Annotated in this window: 21 protein-coding genes; 17 read left to right on the top strand and 4 right to left on the bottom strand. The window is 59.7% G+C overall.

All coding sequences use genetic code 11. From position 1 onward, the window contains the following. Nucleotides 1–25: 25 nt before the first annotated feature. The 4 genes from DXY10_RS12970 to ruvC are packed head-to-tail and all read left to right on the top strand — an operon-like array spanning nucleotide 26 to nucleotide 4,224. Nucleotides 26–1,186, top strand: coding sequence for a serine hydrolase (locus DXY10_RS12970; protein ID WP_115019866.1), 1,161 nt, complete (start codon nucleotides 26–28; stop codon nucleotides 1,184–1,186). A gap of 25 nt (nucleotides 1,187–1,211) precedes the next feature. Beyond that, the gene (locus tag DXY10_RS12965) at nucleotides 1,212–2,645 is read left to right on the top strand and encodes a DUF3370 domain-containing protein (protein ID WP_244282312.1); all 1,434 of its coding nucleotides are present in this window, start codon (nucleotides 1,212–1,214) and stop codon (nucleotides 2,643–2,645) included. Then, a complete protein-coding gene (gene bchI / locus DXY10_RS12960) occupies nucleotides 2,642–3,730 on the top strand; it encodes a magnesium chelatase ATPase subunit I (RefSeq protein ID WP_115019865.1) in 1,089 nt (362 codons plus the stop codon). Before DXY10_RS12965 ends, bchI begins: the two co-directional genes overlap by 4 nt. An 11-nt stretch (nucleotides 3,731–3,741) precedes the next feature. Continuing rightward, entirely contained in the window at nucleotides 3,742–4,224 is a 483-nt protein-coding gene (gene ruvC, locus DXY10_RS12955) for a crossover junction endodeoxyribonuclease RuvC (protein ID WP_115019864.1), read from the top strand. A gap of 502 nt (nucleotides 4,225–4,726) precedes the next feature. Here the strand turns inward: ruvC and DXY10_RS12950 are convergent. After that, the gene (locus DXY10_RS12950; RefSeq protein WP_115019863.1) at nucleotides 4,727–5,035 is read right to left on the bottom strand and encodes a DUF6447 family protein; all 309 of its coding nucleotides are present in this window, start codon (nucleotides 5,033–5,035) and stop codon (nucleotides 4,727–4,729) included. A gap of 535 nt (nucleotides 5,036–5,570) precedes the next feature. Between DXY10_RS12950 and DXY10_RS12945 the strand changes: the two genes are divergently transcribed. From DXY10_RS12945 to DXY10_RS12910, 7 genes are all read left to right on the top strand, one after another. Further along, on the top strand, nucleotides 5,571–6,326 hold the full coding sequence (locus DXY10_RS12945) for a class I SAM-dependent methyltransferase (RefSeq protein WP_115019917.1): 756 nt from the start codon (nucleotides 5,571–5,573) through the stop codon (nucleotides 6,324–6,326). Next, nucleotides 6,323–7,003, top strand: a complete 681-nt coding sequence (locus tag DXY10_RS12940; RefSeq protein WP_115019862.1) for a 5-formyltetrahydrofolate cyclo-ligase — start codon at nucleotides 6,323–6,325, stop codon at nucleotides 7,001–7,003. Before DXY10_RS12945 ends, DXY10_RS12940 begins: the two co-directional genes overlap by 4 nt. Before the next feature lie 200 nt (nucleotides 7,004–7,203). Beyond that, the gene (locus tag DXY10_RS12935) at nucleotides 7,204–7,686 is read left to right on the top strand and encodes a hypothetical protein (RefSeq protein ID WP_244282311.1); all 483 of its coding nucleotides are present in this window, start codon (nucleotides 7,204–7,206) and stop codon (nucleotides 7,684–7,686) included. A 6-nt stretch (nucleotides 7,687–7,692) separates the two neighbouring features. Further along, the gene (locus DXY10_RS12930) at nucleotides 7,693–8,154 is read left to right on the top strand and encodes a SufE family protein (RefSeq protein WP_115019861.1); all 462 of its coding nucleotides are present in this window, start codon (nucleotides 7,693–7,695) and stop codon (nucleotides 8,152–8,154) included. A 34-nt stretch (nucleotides 8,155–8,188) separates the two neighbouring features. Then, a complete protein-coding gene (locus DXY10_RS12925; RefSeq protein ID WP_115019860.1) occupies nucleotides 8,189–9,511 on the top strand; it encodes a homoserine dehydrogenase in 1,323 nt (440 codons plus the stop codon). A gap of 394 nt (nucleotides 9,512–9,905) precedes the next feature. Continuing rightward, nucleotides 9,906–11,519, top strand: coding sequence for an ABC transporter substrate-binding protein (locus DXY10_RS12915; protein ID WP_115019858.1), 1,614 nt, complete (start codon nucleotides 9,906–9,908; stop codon nucleotides 11,517–11,519). Further along, the gene (locus DXY10_RS12910) at nucleotides 11,519–12,538 is read left to right on the top strand and encodes an ABC transporter permease (RefSeq protein WP_115019857.1); all 1,020 of its coding nucleotides are present in this window, start codon (nucleotides 11,519–11,521) and stop codon (nucleotides 12,536–12,538) included. The genes DXY10_RS12915 and DXY10_RS12910 overlap by 1 nt, the downstream gene beginning before the upstream one ends. Nucleotides 12,539–12,548: 10 nt before the next feature. Here the strand turns inward: DXY10_RS12910 and DXY10_RS12905 are convergent, their stop codons facing one another. Further along, nucleotides 12,549–14,228: an alpha/beta hydrolase gene (locus DXY10_RS12905; protein ID WP_244282310.1), complete on the bottom strand. Its 1,680-nt coding sequence runs from the start codon at nucleotides 14,226–14,228 to the stop codon at nucleotides 12,549–12,551. On the opposite strand from DXY10_RS12905, the gene DXY10_RS12900 reads away from it, so the two are divergent. From DXY10_RS12900 to DXY10_RS12885, 3 genes are all read left to right on the top strand, one after another. After that, nucleotides 14,222–15,475 (top strand): MFS transporter, encoded by a 1,254-nt coding sequence (locus tag DXY10_RS12900; RefSeq protein WP_170955851.1) that lies wholly within the window; start codon nucleotides 14,222–14,224, stop codon nucleotides 15,473–15,475. The genes DXY10_RS12905 and DXY10_RS12900 overlap by 7 nt on opposite strands. Next, nucleotides 15,441–16,118: a Coq4 family protein gene (locus DXY10_RS12895; protein ID WP_115019855.1), complete on the top strand. Its 678-nt coding sequence runs from the start codon at nucleotides 15,441–15,443 to the stop codon at nucleotides 16,116–16,118. The genes DXY10_RS12900 and DXY10_RS12895 overlap by 35 nt, the downstream gene beginning before the upstream one ends. Before the next feature lie 720 nt (nucleotides 16,119–16,838). Next, on the top strand, nucleotides 16,839–17,447 hold the full coding sequence (locus DXY10_RS12885) for a hypothetical protein (RefSeq protein ID WP_115019853.1): 609 nt from the start codon (nucleotides 16,839–16,841) through the stop codon (nucleotides 17,445–17,447). A 592-nt stretch (nucleotides 17,448–18,039) separates the two neighbouring features. Here the strand turns inward: DXY10_RS12885 and DXY10_RS14685 are convergent. After that, nucleotides 18,040–18,198, bottom strand: a complete 159-nt coding sequence (locus tag DXY10_RS14685; protein ID WP_170955850.1) for a hypothetical protein — start codon at nucleotides 18,196–18,198, stop codon at nucleotides 18,040–18,042. A 228-nt stretch (nucleotides 18,199–18,426) separates the two neighbouring features. Here DXY10_RS14685 and DXY10_RS15150 point away from each other — a divergent pair, with 228 nt between their 5' ends. Then, nucleotides 18,427–18,846 carry a YadA C-terminal domain-containing protein gene (locus tag DXY10_RS15150; RefSeq protein ID WP_115019851.1) on the top strand — a complete coding sequence of 140 codons (420 nt, stop codon included), beginning with the start codon at nucleotides 18,427–18,429 and terminating at the stop codon, nucleotides 18,844–18,846. A 628-nt stretch (nucleotides 18,847–19,474) separates the two neighbouring features. Here the strand turns inward: DXY10_RS15150 and ychF are convergent. Next, nucleotides 19,475–20,566, bottom strand: a complete 1,092-nt coding sequence (gene ychF, locus DXY10_RS12865) for a redox-regulated ATPase YchF (protein ID WP_115019849.1) — start codon at nucleotides 20,564–20,566, stop codon at nucleotides 19,475–19,477. Between the two features lie 103 nt (nucleotides 20,567–20,669). Here ychF and DXY10_RS12860 point away from each other — a divergent pair, with 103 nt between their 5' ends. Together DXY10_RS12860 and polA are read left to right on the top strand one after the other, a co-directional pair. Beyond that, nucleotides 20,670–21,839 carry an efflux RND transporter periplasmic adaptor subunit gene (locus DXY10_RS12860; protein WP_115019848.1) on the top strand — a complete coding sequence of 390 codons (1,170 nt, stop codon included), beginning with the start codon at nucleotides 20,670–20,672 and terminating at the stop codon, nucleotides 21,837–21,839. A gap of 75 nt (nucleotides 21,840–21,914) precedes the next feature. Next, the gene (gene polA / locus DXY10_RS12855; protein WP_115019847.1) at nucleotides 21,915–24,929 is read left to right on the top strand and encodes a DNA polymerase I; all 3,015 of its coding nucleotides are present in this window, start codon (nucleotides 21,915–21,917) and stop codon (nucleotides 24,927–24,929) included. The last annotated feature ends 1 nt before the right edge of the window (nucleotide 24,930 follow it).

Genomic DNA, 24,930 nt, shown 5'->3' with positions numbered 1-24,930 from the left:
TCTGGCAGCCCTCCATCGATCTCGGGTGAGCAGCAGTCGTTCCAAGCGCAATCAACCCGGGTGGGGCAAGCCGGTGCGGCTCATGCTGCGGTTGATGCTGATGGGCATCGGCCTCGGGGTGATCACTGGCTCCGCTCTGAAGATGCTGGCGCCCCAGATCGAACAAGGTCAGATCAACCTGCCCGCCTGGTTGAAGCTTCCCGAACGCGACAGCATCACAACCAAGCTCACACCGAGCGCAGTGAAGAACCAACAGCATCCGACCCAAGCCTGGGGTACTCAGCTCGGACGGTTCGAGACCAAAAAGGAAGTCACCACCCTCAGCGGGCGCTGGCGTCAGCTGGCAGCGCAACAGAACGACCTCAAGGTCAGTGCCTTCATGCTCGTGCTCGATGACGGGCGCTACGCCGAGCTCAATCCCGACACGGCATTGCCTGCTGCCAGCTCGATCAAGACACCCATCCTGCTCACCACCCTTGAGCTGCTCGACAGCGGCAGCCTGCGCTGGAACGAACCGCTCACGCTCACCAAACCGGTTGTGGGCGGAGGCGCCGGTTGGATGGCCACCAAACCTCTTGGAACGCGCTTCCCCACCCATGAAGTGGCCACTGAGATGATCCGGATCAGCGACAACACCGCCACCAACCTGTTGATCGAACGAGCGGGTGGCAAAAAGGTAATCAATACCCGTTTCAATGCACTAGGCCTCAGCGCTACAGAGGTGAACAACTGGCTGCCTGACCTCCAGGGCACCAACACCTCCAGCGCCCGAGACCTGGCCCGTGCGATTGCCCTCGTGGACACCGGGAAAGCCCTCAGCACCCGCAGCCGAGACCTGTTCCGGGAGGTGATGGGAACCTCAGTGACCAATCGTTTGCTTCCAGGTGGTCTGCTCAAAGGACTAGGCGGCGAACAGGGCCGCCCCGATGACAGCCTGATGATCAAGGGCTACAGGGTGTACAACAAAACAGGCGACATCGGCATCGCCTACGCCGATGCGGGCTTGATCGAACTACCCGATGGCAGCCGAGCCGTTGCAGCATTCATGGTGCAGGGACCCTTCAACGACCCCCGTTCCACCGAACTGATCCGCAACATGGCGGCAGCGATGGCCCCGGTGCTCAAACCAAAGCCAGTGCCCCTTCGCGCACCGGTCCAACCTGCCACTGCTGCACCGTCTCCCTAGAACAGTGGCGAATGGCAGCACGCGCATGACCACAGATCGCCGCCGAACGTTTCGGGGAACGATGGCTCTCACCCTGGCCGCCCTCGGCTTGTGCTGCGTCGAAACAGACGTCATAGGTGCAGGCGCGACTGACAAGCTCGAGCCATCAGCTGAGGTGCGAACCATTCAGAGGCAGCAGAAGGTGCTGGCTCTACCAGGGGGACTCGATCAGGTGTTGGTGGTCAACGACAACAACCCGGAACTGATCACTGACGACGGGATCCTGCTCTCCACCTTTCCCGATAAGCCCGGGCTGAATCAGCCTCTCGACGGACGCTTCGATCTGTTCAGCCATCACGTCTACGCAGGCACCCCTGAACACCTCGACTCCACGCTCTGGCTGGCAGTGCTGGCCCAGCCTGTGGGTGATGATCCGGTGACTCTGGAGTTGGTGGGTGGAAGCACCTCGCTCTCCCAGGCCACCGCCCCCGGTCAAACGGCGGCGCCTTTCTTACCCCTGCCTGCACTGATGAGCGAGACCAGCGAGCCGATCGCAGCAGGACCGGGTAGCCGCGTCGCCGGTGACCTGTTGCGGGGATCCAGCGCACCTGAACTCCCGAAGGTCTGGACGCTGGAGCCTGGAGCCCCCAGCAGCCTGATGGTGCTCCCCATTCCGGTGGCCGGCCTTGACCCCTTGCTCAATGGCCGCAATCTGCAACTGCGACTGCGCAGCTCAGGGCCTGTGTATCTGGCAACCTTGGCCGCCCAGGGCAACAACGACGCTGCACCAACGCTGACCCGTTGGCAGGAGCTACTGCGCTCAGGGCGGCTCAGCCCAAAAGAGCACAAGCCGACGCCACGAGGAAGCCGAGGCAAAATGATTTATTCGCGCGTCAGCGGCATCCAGGTGGGCAGCCGCTGGGCCGCCACCATCACCGACCCAGGCACTAGCACTCTGTCGCTGCCTCAGGCGCCAATCTCGTGGCCAATCAGCAGCCTGGAGCGTGGGGAGCTCGGCACTGGCCAGGTACAGACCGCAGAGCTGCAGGCCTTCAGCCCCGGTACTGCCTGGGCGGCCCATGGCAACTACGGCGTCGAGTACGACATTCTCCTGCCGCTGCACAACCCAGGCCGAGAGACGCGCAGCGTCGCCATCGCCCTCGAATCTCCGATCAAGAGCGGCAGCAAATCTGGCAGTTTGCGCTTTCAGAGTCCCGCAAAGAGTTCAGTGATGTTCCGTGGCCCAGTCGAAGTGCGGGGATTGGACGGGAGCGAAGGCCGCCCCAGCGGACGACGCCTGTATCACCTCGTTCTGCGCCAGGGCATGGAAGGTCCAGTTTTAGGCCGCGTCACCCTGGCCCCAGGCGCCAGCCGTCGGGTGCAGGTTCGCCTCATTTATCCAGCCGATGCCACACCACCGCAGGTGTTGTCCGTCCTGCCTGTGAAACAATCCACAGCAACTGTGAGTGTCAGCCCGTGAGTGCACCCCGGAAGCGCAGGGTTTTCCCCTTCACCGCCGTCATCGGCCAGGAGGAGATGAAGCTGGCCCTACTACTCAACGTGATCGACCCCCGCATCGGCGGAGTGATGATCATGGGTGATCGAGGCACCGGGAAATCAACCACAATCCGTGCCTTGGCTGATCTGCTGCCAGGGATCGAGGTCGTTGCAGGCGACCCTTACAACAGCTCCCCCTCCGATCCCGACCTCCAGAGCAGCGAGGTACGTGAGCGTTTGGATCGGGGCGAAAGCCTTGGGAGCGAACAACGCCAGGTACCGATGGTCGACCTCCCACTGGGTGCCACAGAAGACCGACTCTGCGGCACGATTGATATTGAGAAAGCTCTGAGCGAAGGCGTGCGCGCCTTCGAGCCCGGGCTATTGGCCAAGGCCAATCGAGGCCTTCTCTACGTCGACGAGGTGAATCTGCTAGACGATCACCTCGTCGACGTCCTACTGGACTCTGCCGCTTCTGGCTGGAATACCGTTGAACGCGAAGGCGTGTCCGTCAGGCACCCAGCCCGCTTTGTCTTGATCGGCTCGGGAAACCCGGAAGAAGGCGAGCTACGGCCCCAATTGCTGGACCGCTTCGGGATGAGCGTGGAAGTGCGCACCGTGCGCGAGCCCGAACTACGGGTGCAAGTGGTGGATCAACGCACCGCCTTCGACGCCGACCCCGACGGCTTCAGTACCAGCGTGGAGTCGAACCAAAAGGCCCTGCAACAAAGGGTTGTGGAAGCTCAGCAACGCCTTGATCAGGTGCGCATCGATGACGACCTACGGCTGCGGATCTCGGCCGTGTGCGGTGAACTCGACGTAGATGGTTTGCGGGGTGACATCGTCACCAACCGCGCCGCTCGTGCCCTGGCTGCATTCGAAGGGCGCACCGAAGTCAGCGAAGAGGACGTCGCCCGTGTCGCCTCCTGCTGCCTCCGACACCGCCTGCGCAAGGACCCTCTCGAGCAGGTGGACTCTGGTGACCGCGTGGTCAAAGTGTTCTGCAAGGTGTTTGAACGCAGCGAGAGCAGCGACCGAGCTGAATTCGAACTCGCTCTGGTGGCCTGAGCCAAGAGAGCATGCGCATCCTCGGCATCGATCCAGGTCTGGCCCGAGTGGGCTATGGCGTCATCGATGTGGATCCAAGCGCAGGCAGAGGGGCAGATAGCCAGCGGATGGTGGACTGCGGCATCATTCGCACCGATGCCGGTCGCAGTGAGGGCGAACGGATGGTGGAGATCGCCCGTGATCTGCGTCAGTTGATCCGCCTCTGGAAGCCGGAGATCGCGTCCGTTGAAAAGTTCTTTTTTTACCGTTCGAGCAACACCATTGCTGTGGTACAGGCGCGGGGTGTGGTGATCATGACGCTCACCCGCTTCGGTCTACCGATCGTGGAATTTCCCCCAATGCAGATCAAGCAGGCCCTCACGGGCCATGGGCATGCCGACAAGGATGAAGTGCTGGATGCCGTGATGCGCGAACTCAACCTCGACACGCCACCACGACCCGATGACGCCGCCGATGCACTGGCGGTGGCCCTCACCGGCTGGTTCCAGAGATAGGCATCCCGGTCCTGGAAGCTTTGAACCAAGGCCGACTTGAGTTCTGCAGAAGATCAGGCATGGACTTGTCGGTTCTATCGGCCAAGAGCACCCAGTCATTCCAACCATAAAGAGAGCGATTCATAGGCAAATCATTTACAAAGGCAGAAATATCGGCTCACCAACGAAAGAAAGCGCATTTTTATATACCCTTTCGCGAGAGATATCAATTGCACCGCACCCATTCAAAGAGCAACACAAGATCAGCAGGCATTCACGATTGCAAACCCCATGGAATTCTTGCTTGGTCTGGCTTTAGTCACCACTGCACTTGCAATCCAAGCCCATGAACCGGCCAAGGCCAATGACGACTTGCCATAAGTCCAACCAACACACGTTGCGAGCAGAAAACACATTCAGTGCGAACCAAAAGGTCACATCGATCGGCAGATCGGGATCCTTTCTGTGCAACAGCAAGACTTGACAATCTGATGTGGAGACAGGGCCCGAGGAGGCTTAATGCCTACAAACTGGAAAGACCTTGCCGAAGCTGCTGCTCCATTTGCCGCCGACCAAGCCGCAAGATCTGTACCTTGTCGCTATGGCGACGGAGAGCGCGGTCAGCCTTCATCAGATCTGTGATCATTTGGGAGAGATCCTCAGAGATGTCTGCGGCGTCATAGCGGCGTCCGTCCACCGTAATCACATTCTCTGCAGTCTTCTGAGGCCTTGCATCGGGCTGGGCGGTTCCTGCATGAGCATCGACAGAGTCCGCGCCAGGTCCTGGCTGCCGTGACTTGCTCCAGAAACGCTCCTTGAGCTTTTTGAACATGTCTCAATTCCCCCTCTACCCACGATGGCGTCCAATCAGACACGGTGCCATGAAGTGACATAGGGCTTCAGACAGGTGATCAATTCCTGTTTGCGAGCCGTCTCAGACTCTTCATGCCAAGCGAGACACGACCCCATCAGAGTGCTCACCAGCTTGCGCCCCTCCAGAAGCTGGCTACGAATGATCACCACCCAAGCCGAACAGCGACACTGATGATCACAATTACCCAGCTTTTGACGTCATCAATCAGCGGCCGATTCCGCACCGGGCGGTGAATGCAAACGCGAAGTCGTCAGGCAAAGATTGCAGTTCAAGCGGTGGGACCCAAACGCACCCGTGCCGAAAGAAAAGCGACGACAGACGAGCATGTCGCGATCTCTAGATCTTGCGCAGAGGGGAGCAGCCATAGGATCACGCCCGTGAAGGGAAGCGTGTCTACTCCTGACGGATTTCCGTATCGAGAGATCGGCGAGCAGCACCATCAGAGGCAAGGATGGATGGTCTTCACTCCAGCCCTCATCCCCTGGTGCCTGCGATGAGCAGCGGCCCTGACCACGGTTGGTTCGATGCAGTGGCCACCTCATATCAACACTGCCGACCGCGCTATCCAGACCAGCTGTTCCACTGGCTGGCCGCTCAAACCCCTCACCATCACTGCTGCTGGGATGTCGCCTGCGGCAGCGGCCAGGCCTCCCTGGGACTGGCCCAATGGTTTGACCGTGTGGAAGCCACTGACCTCAGTCCCGCCCAAATTGCCGCAGCCCCTGCCCATCCACGCATTCACTACAGCGTGGCCCCGGCGGAGCAGAGCGGGCTCAAGGACGCGAGCCTTGACGCTGTGGTGGTGGCTGCGGCCATCCACTGGCTGAAGGTTCCCCAATTCAACCTGGAGGTGCATCGGGTGCTTCGACCTGGTGGATTACTGGTCTGGGTGGGTTATGACCCTCTCCAGGGAGCCCCTCCTGGGCTGCAAACCTGGCTTGATCAGCTTTACCACCAACGCCTGAATCAGTGGTGGCCACCCGAACGCGCTCACGTGGATCAGCGCTACAGCGATCTGCCCTTCCCTGGATCCAGCAAGCCGATCCCCTCGCAACTGCGCATCGAACTGCAGTGGTCCATGGATCAACTGTTGGGCTTTATCAGCACTTGGTCGGCGCTGCGTAGCGCCGACCAGGCGCCTGCCCTCATGACCTCCCTGCGGAATGAGCTGGAGACGCTATGGCCGGAGGGGGACACTGAACTCCACTTTCATCTCCCCCTGATGGGGCGCTGGGGGCTGCTGCCATGAATCAGTCCTCGAATGACAACAACCAAAATGACAACGGCCAAGAAGCCAAACAGCGGCTACGCCGCCATTTCCGCACCAAGCGTCGACAACGCGATGACCGCTTGATCCAAGCAGCAGTGGAGCGCATGCTGGCGGACATGATCGCCAGAACGACTCTGATCCGGGGCGGCGGCCACATCGGCATTTACTGGCCGCTTCCAGGCGAAACCGACCTCCGCTCCTTACCAACAGCGCTGAAGCCCTGGCCCCTGGCCCTGCCCTGCAGTGATGGAGCAGGCGGACTGACCTATCGCCCCTGGGATGGCGGCCCACTCTCTCCTGACAGCAGCGGAATCCCCGCTCCACAAACCGGAAGGCTGCTGATGCCGCAAGAGATCCAGATCCTTCTCGTGCCAGCCCTGGCTGTGGATCTGAAAGGGGTCCGGCTTGGCTACGGCGGCGGCTACTACGACCGCCTGCGTGCCGACCCACACTGGAAGAGCGTGAAGGCCATGGTGGTGGTGGCCGAGGCCTGCATCAGCCCTGTCGACCTGCCCAGATCAGCCTGGGACCTGCCCTTTGATGGCTGGGTGAGCGAAAGGGGAGTGGAGTGGAGTGGAGTGCAGTGGAGTGCAGTGGAGTGCAGTGGAGAGAGCAAGCCAGCCTCGCCAACAACAGCTGAGGACTGGGCTGAATGAGGCTGTCGCGTGCTGGGGCTGACGTCACCAGCTGACGTCACCAGAGGCTTCAACTGCTCAGGAAGAGCCATACCCAAGGGCCAAGGCGAGCCATAGGGGACGCCGCCGAAAACAGTCGGCCGCAGCAACGGATTCGGGGACGCCCCCTTCCCATTCCGAGTGATGGCCCGCACGATGAAACAGCTGTTTGCCTGCGATCGATGTTCAGCCTCAAACGCAGCCTGATGATTGGCGCCACGGCCTGCACCCTGACGCTGAGCCTGCCTGCTGAAGGCAAAGCCCATGCGATCGAAAGCAGCCTTCGCTATCTCAACGGCAACCTGGAGTTGCGCAGCACCTACTCCAGCGGCGATCCAGTGAAAGATGCAGTAGTGCGCGTCATGAAGGCCGATGGCAGCGCCGGAGCGGAATTGGGTCGCATCGATGCCAGCGGACAGCTGCGGCTGAGCTTGCCGACCCTCGACCAAGACAACTCGGACCTGCAGACCGTTGATCTGCAGGTTGATGGCGGCCCTGGGCACCGGGACTACCTGGCCCTACCGATCCGCAATGGCCAGGTGCAGATCGATGCGATCAGCCAGACAGAGCCATCCTCCCTTCTTCTGCTTGGCGCGCTCGGAGGCGTGGGCTTCTTCAGCACCACCACCCTGCTCGGTAGGGTTCGACGCTCACGCATCGGCTGACACGCCATGGATCCATCCGCCAGTGCCGGTAGCAGCTACGGCAGCGCCGCCCTCGACCGACTGGCGGAGAAACTCAACGGCACGTCAGACGCACGGAAGCGATACGAATACGTGCTTTGGCTAGCCAAAAAGCTGCCTGCAATGGGGCAAGAGTTGCAAACCGAAGACCGTCGCGTTCAGGGCTGCGTCTCCCAGGTCTTCATCGACTCCAGCCTCAACAATGGAGTCCTGCACTGGCAGGGCGCCTCTGACGCCCTGATCACCAAAGGGTTGCTGGCCTTGCTGATTCAGGGCCTTGATGGCCTCACTCCAGCCGAAGTGATGGCTGTCGACCCTACTTTTATCGCCGCAACAGGCCTTCAGGCCAGCCTCACCCCATCACGCGCCAATGGCTTCCTCAACATCCTGCGGATGATGCAGGCCCAGGCCTCACGCTTCGTGGGCGACTCGGCACCCGCCTCTGAATAAAGTCGTAGCACTGACGACGCAAACGGACCCCCCCATGGCGACTCGGATCGGCATCGGCCTGCTCGGCCTTGGCACCGTCGGAGCAGGGGTCGCCGCCATCCTCAACAATCCGAAAGACCGACACCCCTTGATCGGCGACCTGCAAATCGCCCGTGTCGCTGTTCGCGACCTCAATCGCTCACGCCCGGTTGAACTCGACCCCTCGTTGCTCACCACAGATCCCCAAGAGGTTGTGGACGATGCCAACGTGCATGTGGTGGTGGAGGTGATGGGCGGCCTTGAGCCGGCACGCACCCTGATCATGCGCGCCATTGCCGCCGGGAAATCCGTGGTCACCGCGAACAAGGCTGTAATCGCACGCCATGGCGAAGAGATTGCCGCGGCCGCCGCGGCCGCAGGGGTGTACGTGCTGATTGAAGCCGCCGTGGGTGGAGGCATTCCGATCATTGAACCGTTGAAGCAATCCCTTGGCGGAAACCGAATCCAACGGGTGAGCGGCATCATCAACGGCACCACCAACTACATCCTCTCCCGCATGGCCCATGAAGGGGCGAACTACCAATCGGTCTTGAAGGATGCCCAAGAGTTGGGCTACGCGGAAGCCGATCCCGCAGCTGACGTCGACGGACTCGATGCCGCCGACAAGATCGCGATCCTCTCCGGCCTGGCCTTCGGCGGACCGATCGACCGCAGCGGCATTCCCACCGCTGGCATCAGCAACCTCCAAAGCCGCGATGTGGATTACGCCACGCAACTGGATTACGGGGTGAAGCTGCTGGCTGTCGCCGAGCGCGTGGAAGACGACGAGGGTGACAACGACAAGACCTCCTTACCGCTGGCCGTGCGGGTGCAACCCACCCTGGTCCCCAGCGACCACCCCTTGGCCGGTGTGAACGGTGTCAACAACGCCATCCTTGTCGAGGGCGACCCGATTGGCAGGGTGATGTTCTACGGCCCGGGCGCAGGTGCAGGCCCCACAGCATCGGCCGTCGTGGCTGACATCCTCAACATCGCCGGCATCCGACAACTCGACGACAGCGATGGCAACCTCGACCCGCTGCTAGCGGCGAGCAGCTGGCGCGCCTGCCACCTGGTCAACAGCAGCCAGATCCGCCAGCGCAACTATGTGCGCTTCACAACGGATGATGCTCCTGGAGTGATCGGCCGGATCGGCTCCTGCTTTGGTGATCAGGGCGTGTCAATCCAATCGATCGTGCAGTTTGACCCCACCGATGCAGCTGCAGAGATCGTTGTGATCACGCACGAAGTGAGCAACGGCGCCATGAAGTCCGCCCTGGAGGCGATCACAGCCTTACCCGAGGTGCGCGGCATCGCCGCCCATCTCGGCTGCCTCTGAGCAAAACCACATACAAGCCAGCCGCACTGGCGCCACACCCTGGCGATAGGGCAGAGTTATGACAATTCACAGCGGCCCAGATCAGAACTATTCGATTTGTGCTGTTCCGTTCATGCCGAACGCTTTGATTCCAGGAAACGGTCAACGCTGCCTCCAATCGATGCAACCATCGACCATGGACGTGCATCAGGGGGATTGCATCCAGCTGATTGACAGCTGTGATCTGTTCCAAGTGATAGGAATCGATGACTGCCACGATCGCTGCTGGGTGAGGCGGTGGCCCCTCCAGGCATCCGGAGGCTCCCATGTTTTTGAGGTGTCACTCGGGCAGATCTGCCTGTCAGACGCATCAGATCGCCACGAGGATGCCCAAGGAGCCGCAAGCCACCCTTGAATGGGGTGCACCAGCCAATCTCAACCCTTGCAGCAGCAGCGTCGGTTCCGCAGCACTTGGATCAGCGTTGCTGTTGTGCTGGGGCTGAGCATCAGCCAGCTCGCCTGCCAACACCAGCGCAGCAGTGATCGATTAACCGTGGCCAGCGCTGGCCGGATCGCATCGCTGGATCCCGCCCAGGCCAGTACCTACGGCACACTCCAGCTGCTCAGTGCACTCGGCGACACCCTTTACACGCGCGAACAGGACAGCAGCCTCAAACCCCAACTAGCTGCTGAGCAACCGCAGATCAGCGATGGAGGCCGCACAGTCACCATCCCACTTCGACGCGATGTGCTGTTCCACGACGGCACTCGCTTCGATGCTGAGGCCATGGCCTTCAGCCTGAACCGGTTTCTGCGCATCGGCACTCAGAGCTACGTGGTTGGAGACCGCATCCAGGCGATCGAGACACCTGCCAGCGATGTACTGAGGCTGCGGCTGAGCCGTCCCTCCAGTTCACTGGAGAGCTTGCTCACATCCCCCTACCTCACGCCGATTTCCCCGACGGCCTACGCCAAGTACAAAGACCGTTTTCTCAACGATCGTTTCATCGGCACAGGGCCATACAAGTTGGCCAGCTTTCGGGCCACGCAACAGCGCCTCGTGCCGTTCAAGCGCTATTGGGGCGCCCCTCCGAGCAATGCGGGACTCGACCTAATCAACCTCAGCAATTCCACAGCCCTGTTTGGAGCTTTGCGTAGTGGTGAGGTGGATGTCTTGCTGTCGGAATCCATTGACGAAGACCAGCGCCTTGCCCTGGATCGAAGGGCCGCCCAGGGCCTGCTGCTGGAGAGCAGCGGCCCTGCCCTCCAGATCGGCTACATCACCTTCCTGAGCAACTCCCCACCGCTGCTGTCAAAGCAGGTGCGCCAAGCATTGGTCCACAGCCTTGATCGCAGCCTGATCAGCACCCGGGTCAGCCACGGCCAACGCCAACCACTCCGCTCACTGATTCCGCCCAGCCTCCAGGGCGGCAGCCAGGAACCTTGGCCCCTCTACTCGCCAGAAAGAACCCGGACCCTGCTGCGTCAGTCGGGCTACTGCCAGGGACAACCCCTGGAACTGCCCTTCACCTATCGCTCCAACGTGCCCTCCGATCGACTGATGGCTCTCACCTGGCAGGCCCAACTCAGCCGCGATCTACCCGACTGCATTCGTCTCAGACTGGAGGGAGTGGAGTCCACCACTGTGTACCGGCAGCTCGGCGAAGGGGCCTTCAAGGCTGTGATGCTCGACTGGGGTGGCTCCTATCCAGACCCTGAGGCTTATCTGGCTCCTCTACTGAGCTGCACCCAAGCCAAAGGAGACATCTGCGAAGCCGGCGAGGCGGTGATCAGCGGCAGCTTCTGGACGCGTCCAGGCCTTGAGACAGCCCTCCGACGCAGCGATTCCCTCAAAGGCGCGGAACGGCTGGAACAACTCCTGGCCATCGACACAATGGCCGCAGAGGGCGCCGCATACCTGCCGGTGTGGCTGGTGACCCCCAAGGCCTGGGCCCAGACTCACCTAGCACCGCCTGAATTCAACGGCAGTGGCCAACTGCGACTGGCTCGACTGCGGGAGAAACGCTGATGGCACGCGGACGCGAACTGCTGCGCTACGGCGCGACCCGACTCGCCCTGGCACCGGTGATGCTTTGGCTGATTTCCAGCCTGGTGTTTCTTCTCCTGCGGGTCGCTCCGGGCGACCCAGTGGATGCAGTCCTGGGCAGCAGGGCCCCTGCCGCCGCCAAGGCGCTGCTGCGGGAACGGCTCGGGCTGGATATGCCCCTGAGCGATCAATACATCGACTTCATCAATCGGCTGCTCCACGGCGACCTCGGAGCTGCATTGATCAACCAGGAACCGGTGCGCCAGATCATTGCCGATGCATTGCCAGCCAGCCTGGAGCTGAGCATCACGGCCCTGACGCTGGCAGCCGTGAGCGGCCTGGCCGTGGGATTCAGCGGCATCGCCCGTCCGGAGGGGAAGCTGGATTTGGCCGGACGCTTCTACGGCATCGGCACCTATGCCCTGCCCCCCTTCTGGGTGGCGATGCTGCTCCAGCTGCTGTTTGCCGTCATCCTGGGCTGGCTTCCAGTGGGTGGACGTTTTCCACCCAGCTTGGTGCCCCCCTCGGGCAGCGGTTTCCTAATCCTGGACAGCATCCTCAGCGGCGACTGGGTTGCGCTCAATGGGGCTGTGCGCCATCTGGCCTTGCCAGCCTGCACCCTTGGGCTCCTGCTCAGCGGGGTGTTCACCAACGCCCTACGCCTCAATCTGCGCCGAGCTTTACGTTCCGACTACGTCGAGGCTGCCCGCAGCCGCGGCCTGAGCGAATCCCAAGTCGTGCTGCGCCATGCCCTGCCCAATGCGCTGCTGCCCGTTCTCACCATCGCCGGCATCACTGTTGCATCGCTGATTGGCGGCGCCCTGTTGATCGAAGTCACCTTCTCCTGGCCGGGCATTGCCCTGCGCCTGCAGGAGAGCATCAACCAGCGCGATTACCCAGTGGTGCAAGGGATTGTCGTGGTCATCGCGGCTCTCGTGGTGATGGTTAGCGTCTTCGTGGACCTGCTGGTCGCGACGCTCGATCCGCGCGTGCGCTACTAATCCTGAAGCGCTAAGAGCCACCGAGAAGGCTTGCCGCACCGGCAGGGTCGATCCGATGCAGATGCAGCTCCCCCACCTGACGGTGCACGAGACTGGGCATGGCAGAAGAAGAGGTCGCATTGATCCCTTCCAGGAAGGCCACAATTTCTTCCCCGAGCAAGGCCTGCACCTGCAGGGGTTGAACCCCAACCAACTCCTCGCCGAGCTGAAAAAGGTCATTGCCCTTGCTTTCTCCAGCCTGACCTTCAACCCGGATCGGAGAGAAATGGCTGGCACCCTGAACCACCACAGCGCCACTGCCAGGAGCCGGAGCCGTGGCCACGAGCAACTCCAACTGCTCGTTCAGGGGCGGTGTGATCAGGTCGAGCGTGCCCCCAGTGAACAAGACCGGAACCTGTAAACGAACCGGACGCGTGCGGGGCCAAAGGAGGCTGCCAAAGCTGTTCATCCCCACCACTGCGAGGAGCTGGCTAGGGGGTTCGATTGAGGGAAGCGGAACAGCACTCAGTTGGCACTGCAGCAAACGGGACAGATTGCTGAGGGGTAGATCATCAAGCGCCTTGCGACAGCGACGCTCCAACCCAGGCTGTGGACGCAGACCCGCTGCCAACAACGCGGTGAGGGAGCCCAGAGAATGGCCCACCAACACCACCTTGTTGCCAGCAACAGGCAGAGAGCCTGACGTCTGAGCCTGAAGGACCGCCTCAAGATCTTTGAGACGGTCAGGCAACACCTCCGCCCCAGGGGGGCGACGACGCCCCTGAAGCCAAGCGCCCACGGCTTCAGAATCGCTGCCGGGATGCTCGAGCACCACCACGGGCCAGCCCTTTGCACTGAGCAGACGGCCTAGCCAGCGGAAGTGATCCGGACTGCCGCCGAGACCAGGCATCAGCACAATCCAAGGTCGCTCGCGAGCATTGGATCGAAACCGTTCTGCAGGCGGCTGCCACAGCTGCAACTGCAGCGGCCTGGGACGGTGCGAAACAGTTAGAGCCTGGGGGAGCGGTGTGCGGCCGGTCGTGGCATCGATCGAGATCGACTGACTGGGTGCCACCGCAGTGATCGGAATCTGATCGAGCCGATTCACCAGGGCTTGCTGGTGCTTCAACTGGCCTCGCCAATGCTCGGCGACTCCAAGCAAACCGTCGAGGTCGAGACGCACCCGCTTCGCAGGCAAGGCTTCAAGCAGATCCAAACTGGTGACGTGGGGCTGCTTGCTGAGCAGAACCTCCAGGGTATTGAGCACAGTGACGCCGACGGTGTCGTCATCCACCCGCACAAGATCGGCAACCTCATCCAACAGGCGACGCCCGGCCCAGCTGTCGAGCATCTGTCGGGCCATGCTGCGGTTGGTGATTAATGGCGCTCGCAACAGCTCAAGCATTCCCCGACGACTGGCCGGCTCGAGCAAATCCAGCCAAATCCCTAGTTCTGTGTTGGAGACACCACCGGAACGCCCCCAGGCGACCAGATCCGTGATGTCAACTGGGATCACCACACCATCGAACGTGACCTCCAGCTGATCAGCGGCCTGGATTGGGCACGGTGACACCAGTGAGAGCAGCAGACTGAGGGCCAAACCCTTCACCGCCCACCACCGCGTGGGACGTCCTGTTGAGCGTCGTCGTCGCAAGGCCCAGGCCCTTGAACTGGTGGAACCAGTTTCCCGCAACATTGCAGGAAGTGGCATGGATTCGTTTGCTGGCGTCGATCGGCGCCGGTGGCGTGATCTACATGACTCCGATCATTTTTCACCAGGTCGACCTCTCAGCCAGCCAGGTCGGTCAGGGATTAGCCGCCGCGGCACTGGTCGGCACCTTGGTGCGGCTCGTGAACGGGATCCTGCTCGACCGCGGTTTGAGCTGTTCCTGGCCAGTGCGTGGTGCCGCACTGCTTGCACTAATGGCCGACCTGGTGCTGCTGCCCTCCAACACCTTCCAGGGTTATCTCAGTGGTCAGATGCTGATCGGGATCGCCGCTGGGCTCTACTTCCCGGCGATCGAACTGGCGGTTCCACTGAGCAGCGGCAGCGTCCCATCCAGCCGCGGCTATGCCCTAGCCCGCAGTGCGGATGCCGTTGGTGTTGCGATTGGCGCTCTAGGAGGCGCCTTGCTCGCCGCCTTCGGGATGATCCGCGGGGTCTACGTGATTGAAGCCATTGCGGTGGTCACGATGTTGATGATCCTCACCGTGAAGCCTCTACCGGATGGCCGTGAGTCGCTGCTCAAAGCAGACGCAGAAATCGGCGTCAACGATGGCATCAGCCACAACAGCGACTCCAGTTTTGGCTGGGTCATGCCACTGCTGCCGGTGCTGCTGGTGAGCATCGTGGCTACGGCAATGGTGTCACTGCTCCAGAGTGCCCTGCCCCTTGATCTGGTCCGTGGTGGATTGGAAAGACCGGCCCTGAGCCCAGCCTGGTGTGGCGTCGTGATTGCCCTCGAGCTCGGATGGCTGGTTCTGCTGCAGTGGCCAGTTGGCAACTGGGTGGCACAGCGAAGCCTTCGCTTTGGGCTTGGCATCGGCCTCTGCAGCTTCAGCATCGGCGGTCTACTGCTGGCCTGTTCAGCCCTCTGGAGCGGAGGAATTGTCCTGATCACCGTCGCGGTTGTACCGATGGCCTTCGGCAAGGCGGCGTTCTTGCCAACAGCGGCAGAAGCGATGATCGAGGAAACGCCCCTGCAACATCGGGGCTTGGCGATGGCTCTCTTCTCCCAGTGCTTCGCCATCAGTGCCACAGGTGCGCCGCTCGTGACCGGAGCCCTGATGGATTACCAAGGTCATGGCCTCAGCCTCTGGCTACTGATGGCAGGACTGTGTGTCGTCAGCCTCCCCCTGCTCAAGAATGTGCGCCCGCGCTATACAGCGGAACTAGCCACTCTTCATCTGGAGGCCGACATCGATGGGCAAGGCCAGAGAACTTCTCCGATCCGTTAGGAATCTCGGGATTCTTCGGGATCTCGCCAAAACGGGCGGTGGACTGGACAGCGTCGCTGATCTGGTTGACAACTTCATCGACAGCGAAGCGATGACAGTGTGCGTGGAGCGATTTCGCGCATTACCCGGCGGCGCCGAGCTGATCGAGCAACGCTATCCACCATTCCAACCGGACTTAGATGCGCTGTCTGCGTTACCCGAAGACACGCTGGGCCATGCCTATGCGGGCATGATTCGCAAGTTGAATTACGACCCGGAGTTCTTCCGGCCGCGCGACACAAGCAGCGAGGCCCTCTGGCTCACCCAGCGGATCGCCACCACCCACGATATTCACCATGTCATCGCTGGCTTCAATACAGAGCCAGCGGGGGAATCAGGGGTGCTAGCGATCACAGCCACCCAAATCGGCTTTCCCGCCTATGTGCTCCTCAACTTGCTGGCAAGTTTCAAATCCGTTCGCTTTCAACCAGCAGAACTAGAGGCGATCAGCTGCGGCATTGCTCATGGCAATCGCATCGGCCTGGAAGCTGCTCCACTGGTGGTGCAGACATGGGAAGAGGGATGGGACAAACCCCTGGACGAATGGCGCCAAGAACTAGGAGTGAGGGTCCCGGCACCCGAAATCATTAGTGCCTCTTACTAATGATCACTCACACTCCAACAGAGACGAGCTGGAGCAAACAATCAGTGCAGTCAAGCCAAGCAGGATTGACTCTGCAATTGACTCTGCAGCCGAGACAGATCGCGTTCATTCACAAGCGCGATCTCGGCCACACCAAAACAGAGCAGACGAGCATTCAACAGACGACATCACAGGCTGGCACCTAATCCCAATCCATCAGCTTCAGCGGCCTTGGTCATGCCAAAATGAACAATGGAGCGTTCATCCAAGACCATGCGGTTTTACCCAAGAGGAACAGGTGCTGGCATCTCTCTGGTGGTACTGGTGGTGCTTGGAGTTCTTGGCATTGCCCAACTTGACGAGGCCAAACGCGCATCGTTCCGGGAAGGCTTCCGATGCGCATCAGACGAGACAACGCCAGTAAGCAACTCGTCTTACAACTGCAAGAACTACAGAGACGAAGTCAAGGCAACTCAGGCCAAGTAAACGCCGCTGAAGGACTGGCCGCCACTGAGGCCACCTGTTGCCCATCCAACGCTGCTAGCAAATGCCCTGCTCAAGCCAAGAGACAGCCCTCGGCAAGCGCGCAGCAGGCAGGAGCCCGAAAAGGCTCGACCAAGCAACTCAACAGCAATGCACGCCTAGGCAGGTCCCACAACAAAAATAATTATTGCCACTTGTAGAACAAGAATCTACGAACGATCCACAAAGCCATACTATTCAAACCAAACAGGAGTAGTCGTGAACAACTCATCACGAAACTTTGGCCAACTCCTCACCGAATGGCCACAACCAGCCCTCGGCTTCTTCTACCAAATGGGAACCGGCGAAGAGTTGAAATGCATCGATGGACTGAAGACATTCACAATCAACGACAACGAAAATAAACCCACAAATGTTTGCTACGCAGCGCTAATTAAAACCGAAAATTTCATCATTCCATACCAGATTTTCGTCGACAGTTATGTACTTGCCAAGGTCGAGCCAGGCAGCACTAAACCAGGAGAGTCGTATTACGACCTCAATGCTGACCTAACAAAAGCGCTACAAACCGAGGGCAAGATCCCCAACCCAACACCCACCTACCAGATCGGCTTGGACTCATATCTCCCCGCCGTAGGATTAATAGCCCTCGTCGTCATTTGGCTCTTCTGGCAAATCGCAAGCATCAAACAGCAAGCCGATACAGCGAGGGAAACGACACGCAAATCAAGCCAGACAACAGCACAGGATTACATCGAAGATGAGGCCTTCAGGTCGATGCAAAGCCATGGGGATCATGACAATCAAGACAATTCATGTGACTCAAGCGATAGCAGCTCTAGCAACGATTCCTGCTCCTCTGATTGAGAGGAGCCCATCAGCAGGAGGCATCACTTGAAGCAGTTCAAAACTCCACAGATCAGGCAGTGAGCGCGGCTAAGCACAACGCAAACCGAAAGAAAGGCGACGTTAGGCACCCACAACCATTGGGGCTTGATCATCAGAATCCTGCGAGCCAAGCCTCATTGCACCACCCCTCAAGAAGCAGATCATTTCCAAATCATCATTGACGAGACGATAGGAGTGACTGGTTTGCGCAGACAGGTCCTTGGCCTTGAGCAGGGCCTCGTGGATCTCGAGATTGAAGCCCAAAGTGGTCCAACCATGGATCGTCAATTGTTGAATGCGAATCACTGAGCTGCATTAAGTTATTTTTACTTTCCCAAACTTCTCAAAAATCACACGGAATCGCTTGATTCCCTTTGGGATCACGGCCAAAAGCAGGCAGAAAGAGTAGATATCATAAACTTTTGCAAAGTCATGTCAGCCAATGCGGGCAATTGAGGCCGGCTCAGCATTGATGCCAGAGACGATTGAACCGTTCAAGTCACAGGCCCCCGATCCAATCCAGCCGCAAGCCGAGCAACCACACCCCAGCTCGCCACAAGCGGCCTGACGCTTAGATTTTGCCGGAAACAATCGCTGCTGTTGCATGCTTCTGCTGAAAATAAAGCTCCAGCAGGTCTCGAGCGACGGATTTCAATTCATCGAGATCCGTTGAGCTTTCGATCGCCTCAGCAAGGAGCCGCTTCTCAAACTGCTGGTGGAGAGGGAGCATAAAACGAAGTCATTCACAAGAAAACGTTAAGAAAGCTCACATGCGAAGCGTGGCTACCTAGTTGATTTTATGTCGCCTGTGGGCTTGCGATTAAAAACACAGTCGACTCTGACCAAAACGTAGTCCATATCAAACGTTTGAAAGAAAGTTGCCAGCCAACCAGTGCTTCTGCCTATTGATTCGCCATCATCAGACCGCACTATGGGCACAAGGACACCTTGATGGCGTCTGGATAGGGGGATCAAGGAGGGAGAAACCCCTCCTTTTTCTTGGCCAGAAGGCGCAACAGCACTCTCCACTGCGATAACAGCACGTCCAGCGGTTGCAGAAGACTCACCATTGTCTTGTTGTGTTGGGACTGGTGGCTACAGCAGTCGTTATGCAATGAGTGTTGGTTGTGCTGTGAAGGCCAACAACCGGTTGTCATTTAACGCAGGTGGTTCTTATGTGTTTGGTGGTCAAGCAGATTACAGGAGTGGATCTCTTTCGAACGTTGCTGGTCGTGCTGGCTTGATTTTTAAGCTAGGAAACATTCAAACATCTAACAATAATCATGAGCAACTGAAGTCGCGGCTAGATGCAGTGCAGGATGCGAATAGGACTACCAGGAATAAAATAAGGCGATTAAAGCAAGGCACGAATCTATAGAGCCGCAAAAGAAAGAGTTGATGGCACGGCTCGAACGCCTAGAAGCAATCGCACATGGCAATCAGTCCCCGAGCACGAAAGTCAGCATGAAATGATTATTGGAACCATCTAGGGCCCATAACCTCCTCATGCGGTTTTTGAGAGAGAAGGAGCGCGCACAAGGCTGATCAGTTCAAAACCGGTCGGCCTTTAAAGAGTTAGCACTTCCACACTTGGTAGCGATCATCACCTGACCTCTGAAGAGGTGATGGCTACAAGAAGAATAGATGCTTGATGGAAGTGACTCGGTTTGTCTTGAGGAATGGTGACGTTTTTGAGTCATCGAGGGATCCCGAAATGTTCGATACTTACTGTTATCAGAAAGACGGAGTGGAACGAACTTGCCTACTCCTTTCCGATCAGACAGAACTAGATTTCTTGATGGTGATGGGAGTTGATATGCAACTTAAGTATGATTGCATTGAGCTTAGTTGAAGCATAAGCACTAAACCCATTCCTTGATCACTGCTTCTACATTCAGTGGGTGATTGTGGATGATGCAGTCGATAGGTATAACCTAACTAGCCAGAGACGAGGCCCCTATGGGGTTTGGGGGTTCAGCATCCATGCGTATAAGGAAACTGAACGTTTAAACGTTGAATAAAAACTCCATCACATCCCCCTCTTCCACCACATATTCCTTACCTTCGCTTCTCAGCCAACCTTTGTTGCGTGCTTCCACTAGAGAGCCCGCCTCCAGCAGCTTCTCCCAGCCAATCGTCTGGGCACGGATGAAGCCCCGTTCAAAATCAGTGTGAATGACCCCGGCGGTCTGAGGTGCCGTCATGCCTGCCTTGAATGTCCAGGCACGGGTTTCCTTCTCTCCAGTGGTGAAGTAAGTGCGTAAGCCAAGCAGCCGATAGGTGGCTTTGATCAAGCTATGCAGGCCGCCCTCAATAACGCCAAGTCCCTCGAGGTAATCGGCACGCTCTTGCTCACCCAACTCGATCAGCTCAGCTTCTACCTGAGCCGAGATGCGCACCGTTTCGGCTCCCTCCTTGCCAGAGAGTTCAACAACTTCCTCACAGAAGCGGTTGCCCTGCGCCAAGTCATCTTCACTCACATTGGTGGCATAAATAATCGGCTTGGCAGTGAGCAAGCCGAGGGGCTTGATCATTTCGGCTTCATCCTCATTCAGAGTCACGCTTCGCGCTGCTCCACCCTGCTCAAGCACCTCCTGAATGCGCTGCAGCGCTTCATCTTCCACTTGCGCTTCCTTACTGGTGCGCATCTGCTTCTTCAGCCTCTCGCGACGCTTCTCAATCTGGGCCAGATCCGCAAGGCCAAGCTCCAGATTGATGACCTCTGCATCACGGGCAGGCCCCACCGAACCGGAGACGTGGATCACGTCCTCATCCTCAAAACAGCGCACCACGTGCACGATCGCGTCGACCTCGCGGATGTTGGCCAGAAACTTATTGCCCAGGCCCTCACCCTGACTGGCTCCCTTCACCAAGCCAGCGATATCGACAAACTCCATTCGAGTCGGGATGATCTCCTTGCTACAGCTCAGGTCAGACAGTTTCTGCAGACGCGCGTCCGGGACTGCCACGGTGCCCACATTGGGTTCGATCGTGCAGAACGGGAAATTGGCTGCCTGGGCCTGGGCATTGGCCACCAGGGCATTGAAGAGGGTCGACTTCCCCACGTTGGGGAGGCCAACGATTCCGGCTTTAAGCATCGCGGGAATCTAACTGGGTCGCACTCCGATGATCTGCACACCCAATCACCATGAAGGCCGCCGGCGCGCGAGACTTGTTGAGAACAGTTAAGACCTGGGGGCCATGGCCACACCAACCAGCCTGCGCCCCACGCCCCTATCCGACAAGGGATTGACGCCACTTATCAGACTCAGCGGCCTGAGACGCCGACGCCGCACCCTGGCAGCGCTAGCCGGGGCATCGCTCCTGCTGGGAGCAGGTTTTGTCTGGTTCCTCGGACCTGGCCGGAATAACCGTGATCTGTCTGCTTACACAGTGGCGGCGGAGCGGGGCACGCTGCCCGGTGTCGTGACCGCCAGCGGTGAACTAGAAGCAGTGCGACGGGTGAACGTCAGCCCAAGACGTCAAGGACTGCTTGAGGCCTTGCTGGTCGATGAGGGTGACGCTGTCAGCAAGGGCCAAGTGCTCGCCCGCATGGACCCCGGGGATTTCCGTGATCGCCTCGATGAATTGCAGGCCCTCGAACGCCAGGCCCAGGCAGATTTTGACGCCCGTGCAGCTGATTACCGACGCCGCAAGACCCTGTACGAGCGGGGGGCCATCAGCGCCGCCGATCTCGACGACTTCCGAGCCCGCTACCTCACCAGTAGGGCCTCCCTGGCTGCAGCGCGTGAACGGATCCAACAGCGTGATGTGGAAGGAGATGAACTCCTGATCCGTGCCCCGTTCGCCGGCAAAATCACCCAACGCTTCGCAGAACCTGGCGCCTTCGTTACTCCCACGACAGCCGCATCGGCCTCAGCAGGAGCCACCAGCGCTTCGATCGTGGAACTCTCCCAAGGGCTTGAGGTGGCGGCCAAGGTGCCAGAGAGCGACATCGGCCGGATTCGAATCGGCCAAAACGCCAGTGTTCGCGTTGACGCCTTTCCCGACCAGCGCTTCTCAGCCCAGGTGAAAGAGATCGCGCCGCGAGCGATCAAAACCGACAACGTCACCTCCTTTGAAGTGGAGCTTGACTTGGTGGATCCCGCCCCAGATCTGCGCATCGGCATGACCGTCGACGTTGATTTTCAGACCGGAAGCACCAGACCAAGCACCTTGGTACCGACGGTGGCGATCGTGACTGAAAGCGGTAAGCCAGGGGTTCTGCTGGTGGGGGATCAGGATCAGCCCCGCTTCCAGGCAGTGGAGCTTGGATCCAGTAGCGGCAGTCAGACCGCCATCCTTGATGGTGTGAAGCCTGGAACCCAAGTGTTCATCGACCTGCCCCCCTGGGCCAAAAATCGCGACTGAGCCGCCTGAACTGAGAGGCTTCTTGCCACCACCACCTGAGGCCACCGCCTCTCCTGCTGCACCGCCACCGCATCGATGAGCCCTTCTCCGGAGAACCCCCTGCTGCTGCTGGTGGATGGCCATTCCTTGGCCTTCCGCAGCTTCTACGCCTTCAGCAAAGGTGGGGAAGGGGGGCTCGCCACCAAAGACGGCATCCCCACAAGCGTCACTTATGGGTTCCTCAAGGCCCTTCTCGACAACTGCAAGACGCTGACACCTCAGGGTGTAGCGATCGCCTTCGACACCCCCGAGCCCACCTTCCGTCATAAGGCGGACCCGAACTACAAAGCCCATCGTGATGAAGCACCTGAGGTCTTTTTCCAAGACCTCAATCAGCTGCAGGAGATCCTTCGCCTCCAGCTGCAGTTACCCCTCTGCCTGGCGCCTGGCTACGAAGCCGACGATGTCCTTGGCACCCTGGCGAACCGGGCCGCCGATGCAGGTTGGCGAGTTCGCATCCTCAGCGGCGATAGGGATCTGTTCCAACTGGTTGATGACGACCGGGATATCGCAGTGATGTACATGGGTGGTGGTCCTTACGCCCGCAGCAGCGGGCCAACCCTGATCAACGAAGAGGGAGTGGTGGCCAAGCTCGGCGTCGCCCCAACCTCCGTGGTAGATCTCAAGGCCCTCACCGGTGACAGCTCCGACAACATCCCAGGCGTGAAAGGCGTCGGCCCCAAGACCGCCATCAATCTGCTCAAGGAGAACGGAGATCTGGATGCCGTCTACCGGGCGCTGAGCAAAGTGGAGGCGGAAGGTCCCAAAGCAAGCCGAGGTGCGATCAAAGGGGCGCTCAAGGGCAAGCTCAGCAACGACCGCGACAAGGCCTACCTCTCACGCGAGCTAGCCGAGATCCTGGTGGACATCCCCCTGCCGGAGGAGCCCGTACTGGAGCTGGGGCCAGTGGATGCCGAAGGGCTCGAATCGCGGCTTGAGGCCCTTGAGCTCAACAGCCTGGTGCGACAGGTGCCGGCCTTCGTCGCCACCTTCTCCACCGGTGGTCTTGCGGCCAACAAGCACCAGCTGCAGAACACCACCACCACCGGGTCTCGAACCCACGCCAAAAAGGGCAGCGAGCCGGTTCCAGCCCCAGACGGCAAGGCTGCTGCGTCAGCAGAGGAGCTTTCCAACAAGCCGTCTCTGCAGCCCCAGCTGATCCAGACAGAAGCCCAGCTAAGTGCCCTGGTGGAACGCCTGAACAGCCACCAAGACAAACAGCAGCCTGTCGCTTTCGACACCGAGACCAGCGATCTCAATCCGTTCAAGGCCCAACTCGTGGGACTGGGGTTCTGCTGGGGCCAGGAGCCCGGGAACCTGGCTTATATCCCGGTGGGTCATACACCTGCCGCAACAGCCGAAGGGGAAGCAGAGCCGGCTCTCCCCGATCAGCTTCCGCTCGATGCCGTGCTCCAGGCCCTAGCGCCTTGGCTCGCCAGCACAGATCACCCCAAAGCGCTGCAGAACGCCAAATACGACCGCCTGATCCTGCTGCGCCATGGTCTGATGCTGGGGGGCGTGGTGATGGACACGCTGCTGGCTGACTATCTGCGCGATGCCGCGGCCAAGCACAGCCTCGATCTGATGGCCCAGCGCGATTACGGCATTACCCCAACCCTGTTCTCCGATCTGGTCGGGAAAAAGAAAGACGGCAAGGCCAGCACTTTTGCGGCAGTGCCGCTGGATGAGGCGGCGCTGTATTGCGCCATGGATGTGCACCTCACCCGGCGCCTCGCCCTGGACCTACGCCAACAGCTGCAGGCACAGGGCAAGCAACTGCCAGCCTTGCTTGACCAAGTGGAGCTACCACTCGAACCGGTGCTGGCCCTGATGGAGGCAACCGGTATCCGCATTGATGTGCCCTATCTCAAGGAGCTCTCGGCAGAGCTTGGCTCCACCCTTGAACGCCTCGAGAGCGAAGCCCAAGAGGTGGCTGGTGCCAGCTTCAACCTCGCCTCACCCAAGCAACTGGGTGAGCTGCTGTTCGACAGTCTCGGGCTCAACCGCAAGAAATCCAGGCGCACCAAGACCGGATGGAGCACCGATGCCACCGTGCTCGAAAAGCTGGAGGGCGACCATCCGGTTGTGCCGCTGCTGCTGGAGCACCGTGTGCTCAGCAAACTCAAGAGCACCTACGTCGAAGCCTTGCCCCAGCTGCTTGAAGCAGAAACCGGGCGGGTCCACACCGACTTCAATCAGGCGGTCACAGCAACCGGCCGCCTCAGCAGCAGCAATCCCAACCTTCAGAACATCCCGGTGCGAACGGAGTTCTCACGCCGGATTCGCAAAGCCTTCATGCCTCAAGAAGGCTGGCAGCTGCTCAGTGCCGACTATTCCCAGATCGAGCTGCGTATTCTCACCCACCTCTCCGGCGAAGACGTACTGCAGCAGGCCTATCAAAACGGTGATGACGTTCATGCCCTCACGGCCCGTCTGCTGCTCGACAAGGAGGAGGTCAGTGCTGATGAGCGCCGGCTGGGTAAAACGATCAATTTCGGCGTGATCTACGGCATGGGCGCCCAGCGCTTCGCCCGCGAGACCGGCGTCAGCCAAGCCGAAGCCAAGGAGTTCTTGACCAAGTACAAGCAGCGCTATCCAAAGGTGTTCGCTTTTCTGGAGCTGCAAGAACGCCTAGCCCTCAGCCGCGGCTTCGTGGAAACGATCCTGGGTCGGCGCCGTCCCTTCCATTTCGACCGCAATGGCCTCGGCCGTTTGTTGGGCAAAGACCCTTTGGAGATCGATCTGGAGGTGGCCCGCCGCGGTGGCCTGGAAGCCCAGCAACTGCGGGCGGCAGCCAACGCTCCCATTCAGGGCTCCAGCGCCGACATCATCAAGCTGGCGATGGTGCACTTGCAAGCTGGCCTCGAACAGCAGGGGCTGCCAGCACGTCTGCTGCTTCAGGTGCATGACGAACTGGTGCTGGAGGTGGATCCTGCCGCTCTCGACAGCGTGCAGGAGCTAGTGGTGAGCACCATGGAAAACGCCGTTCAGCTGACCGTGCCCCTGGTAGTAGAAACCGGCAGCGGGGCGAATTGGATGGAGGCGAAGTAAG

The organism is Synechococcus sp. UW140, assembly GCF_900474295.1.
In the GTDB taxonomy this organism is placed as follows: Bacteria; Cyanobacteriota; Cyanobacteriia; order PCC-6307; family Cyanobiaceae; genus Synechococcus_C.
This window is presented reverse-complemented; position numbering and strand designations above follow the sequence as displayed.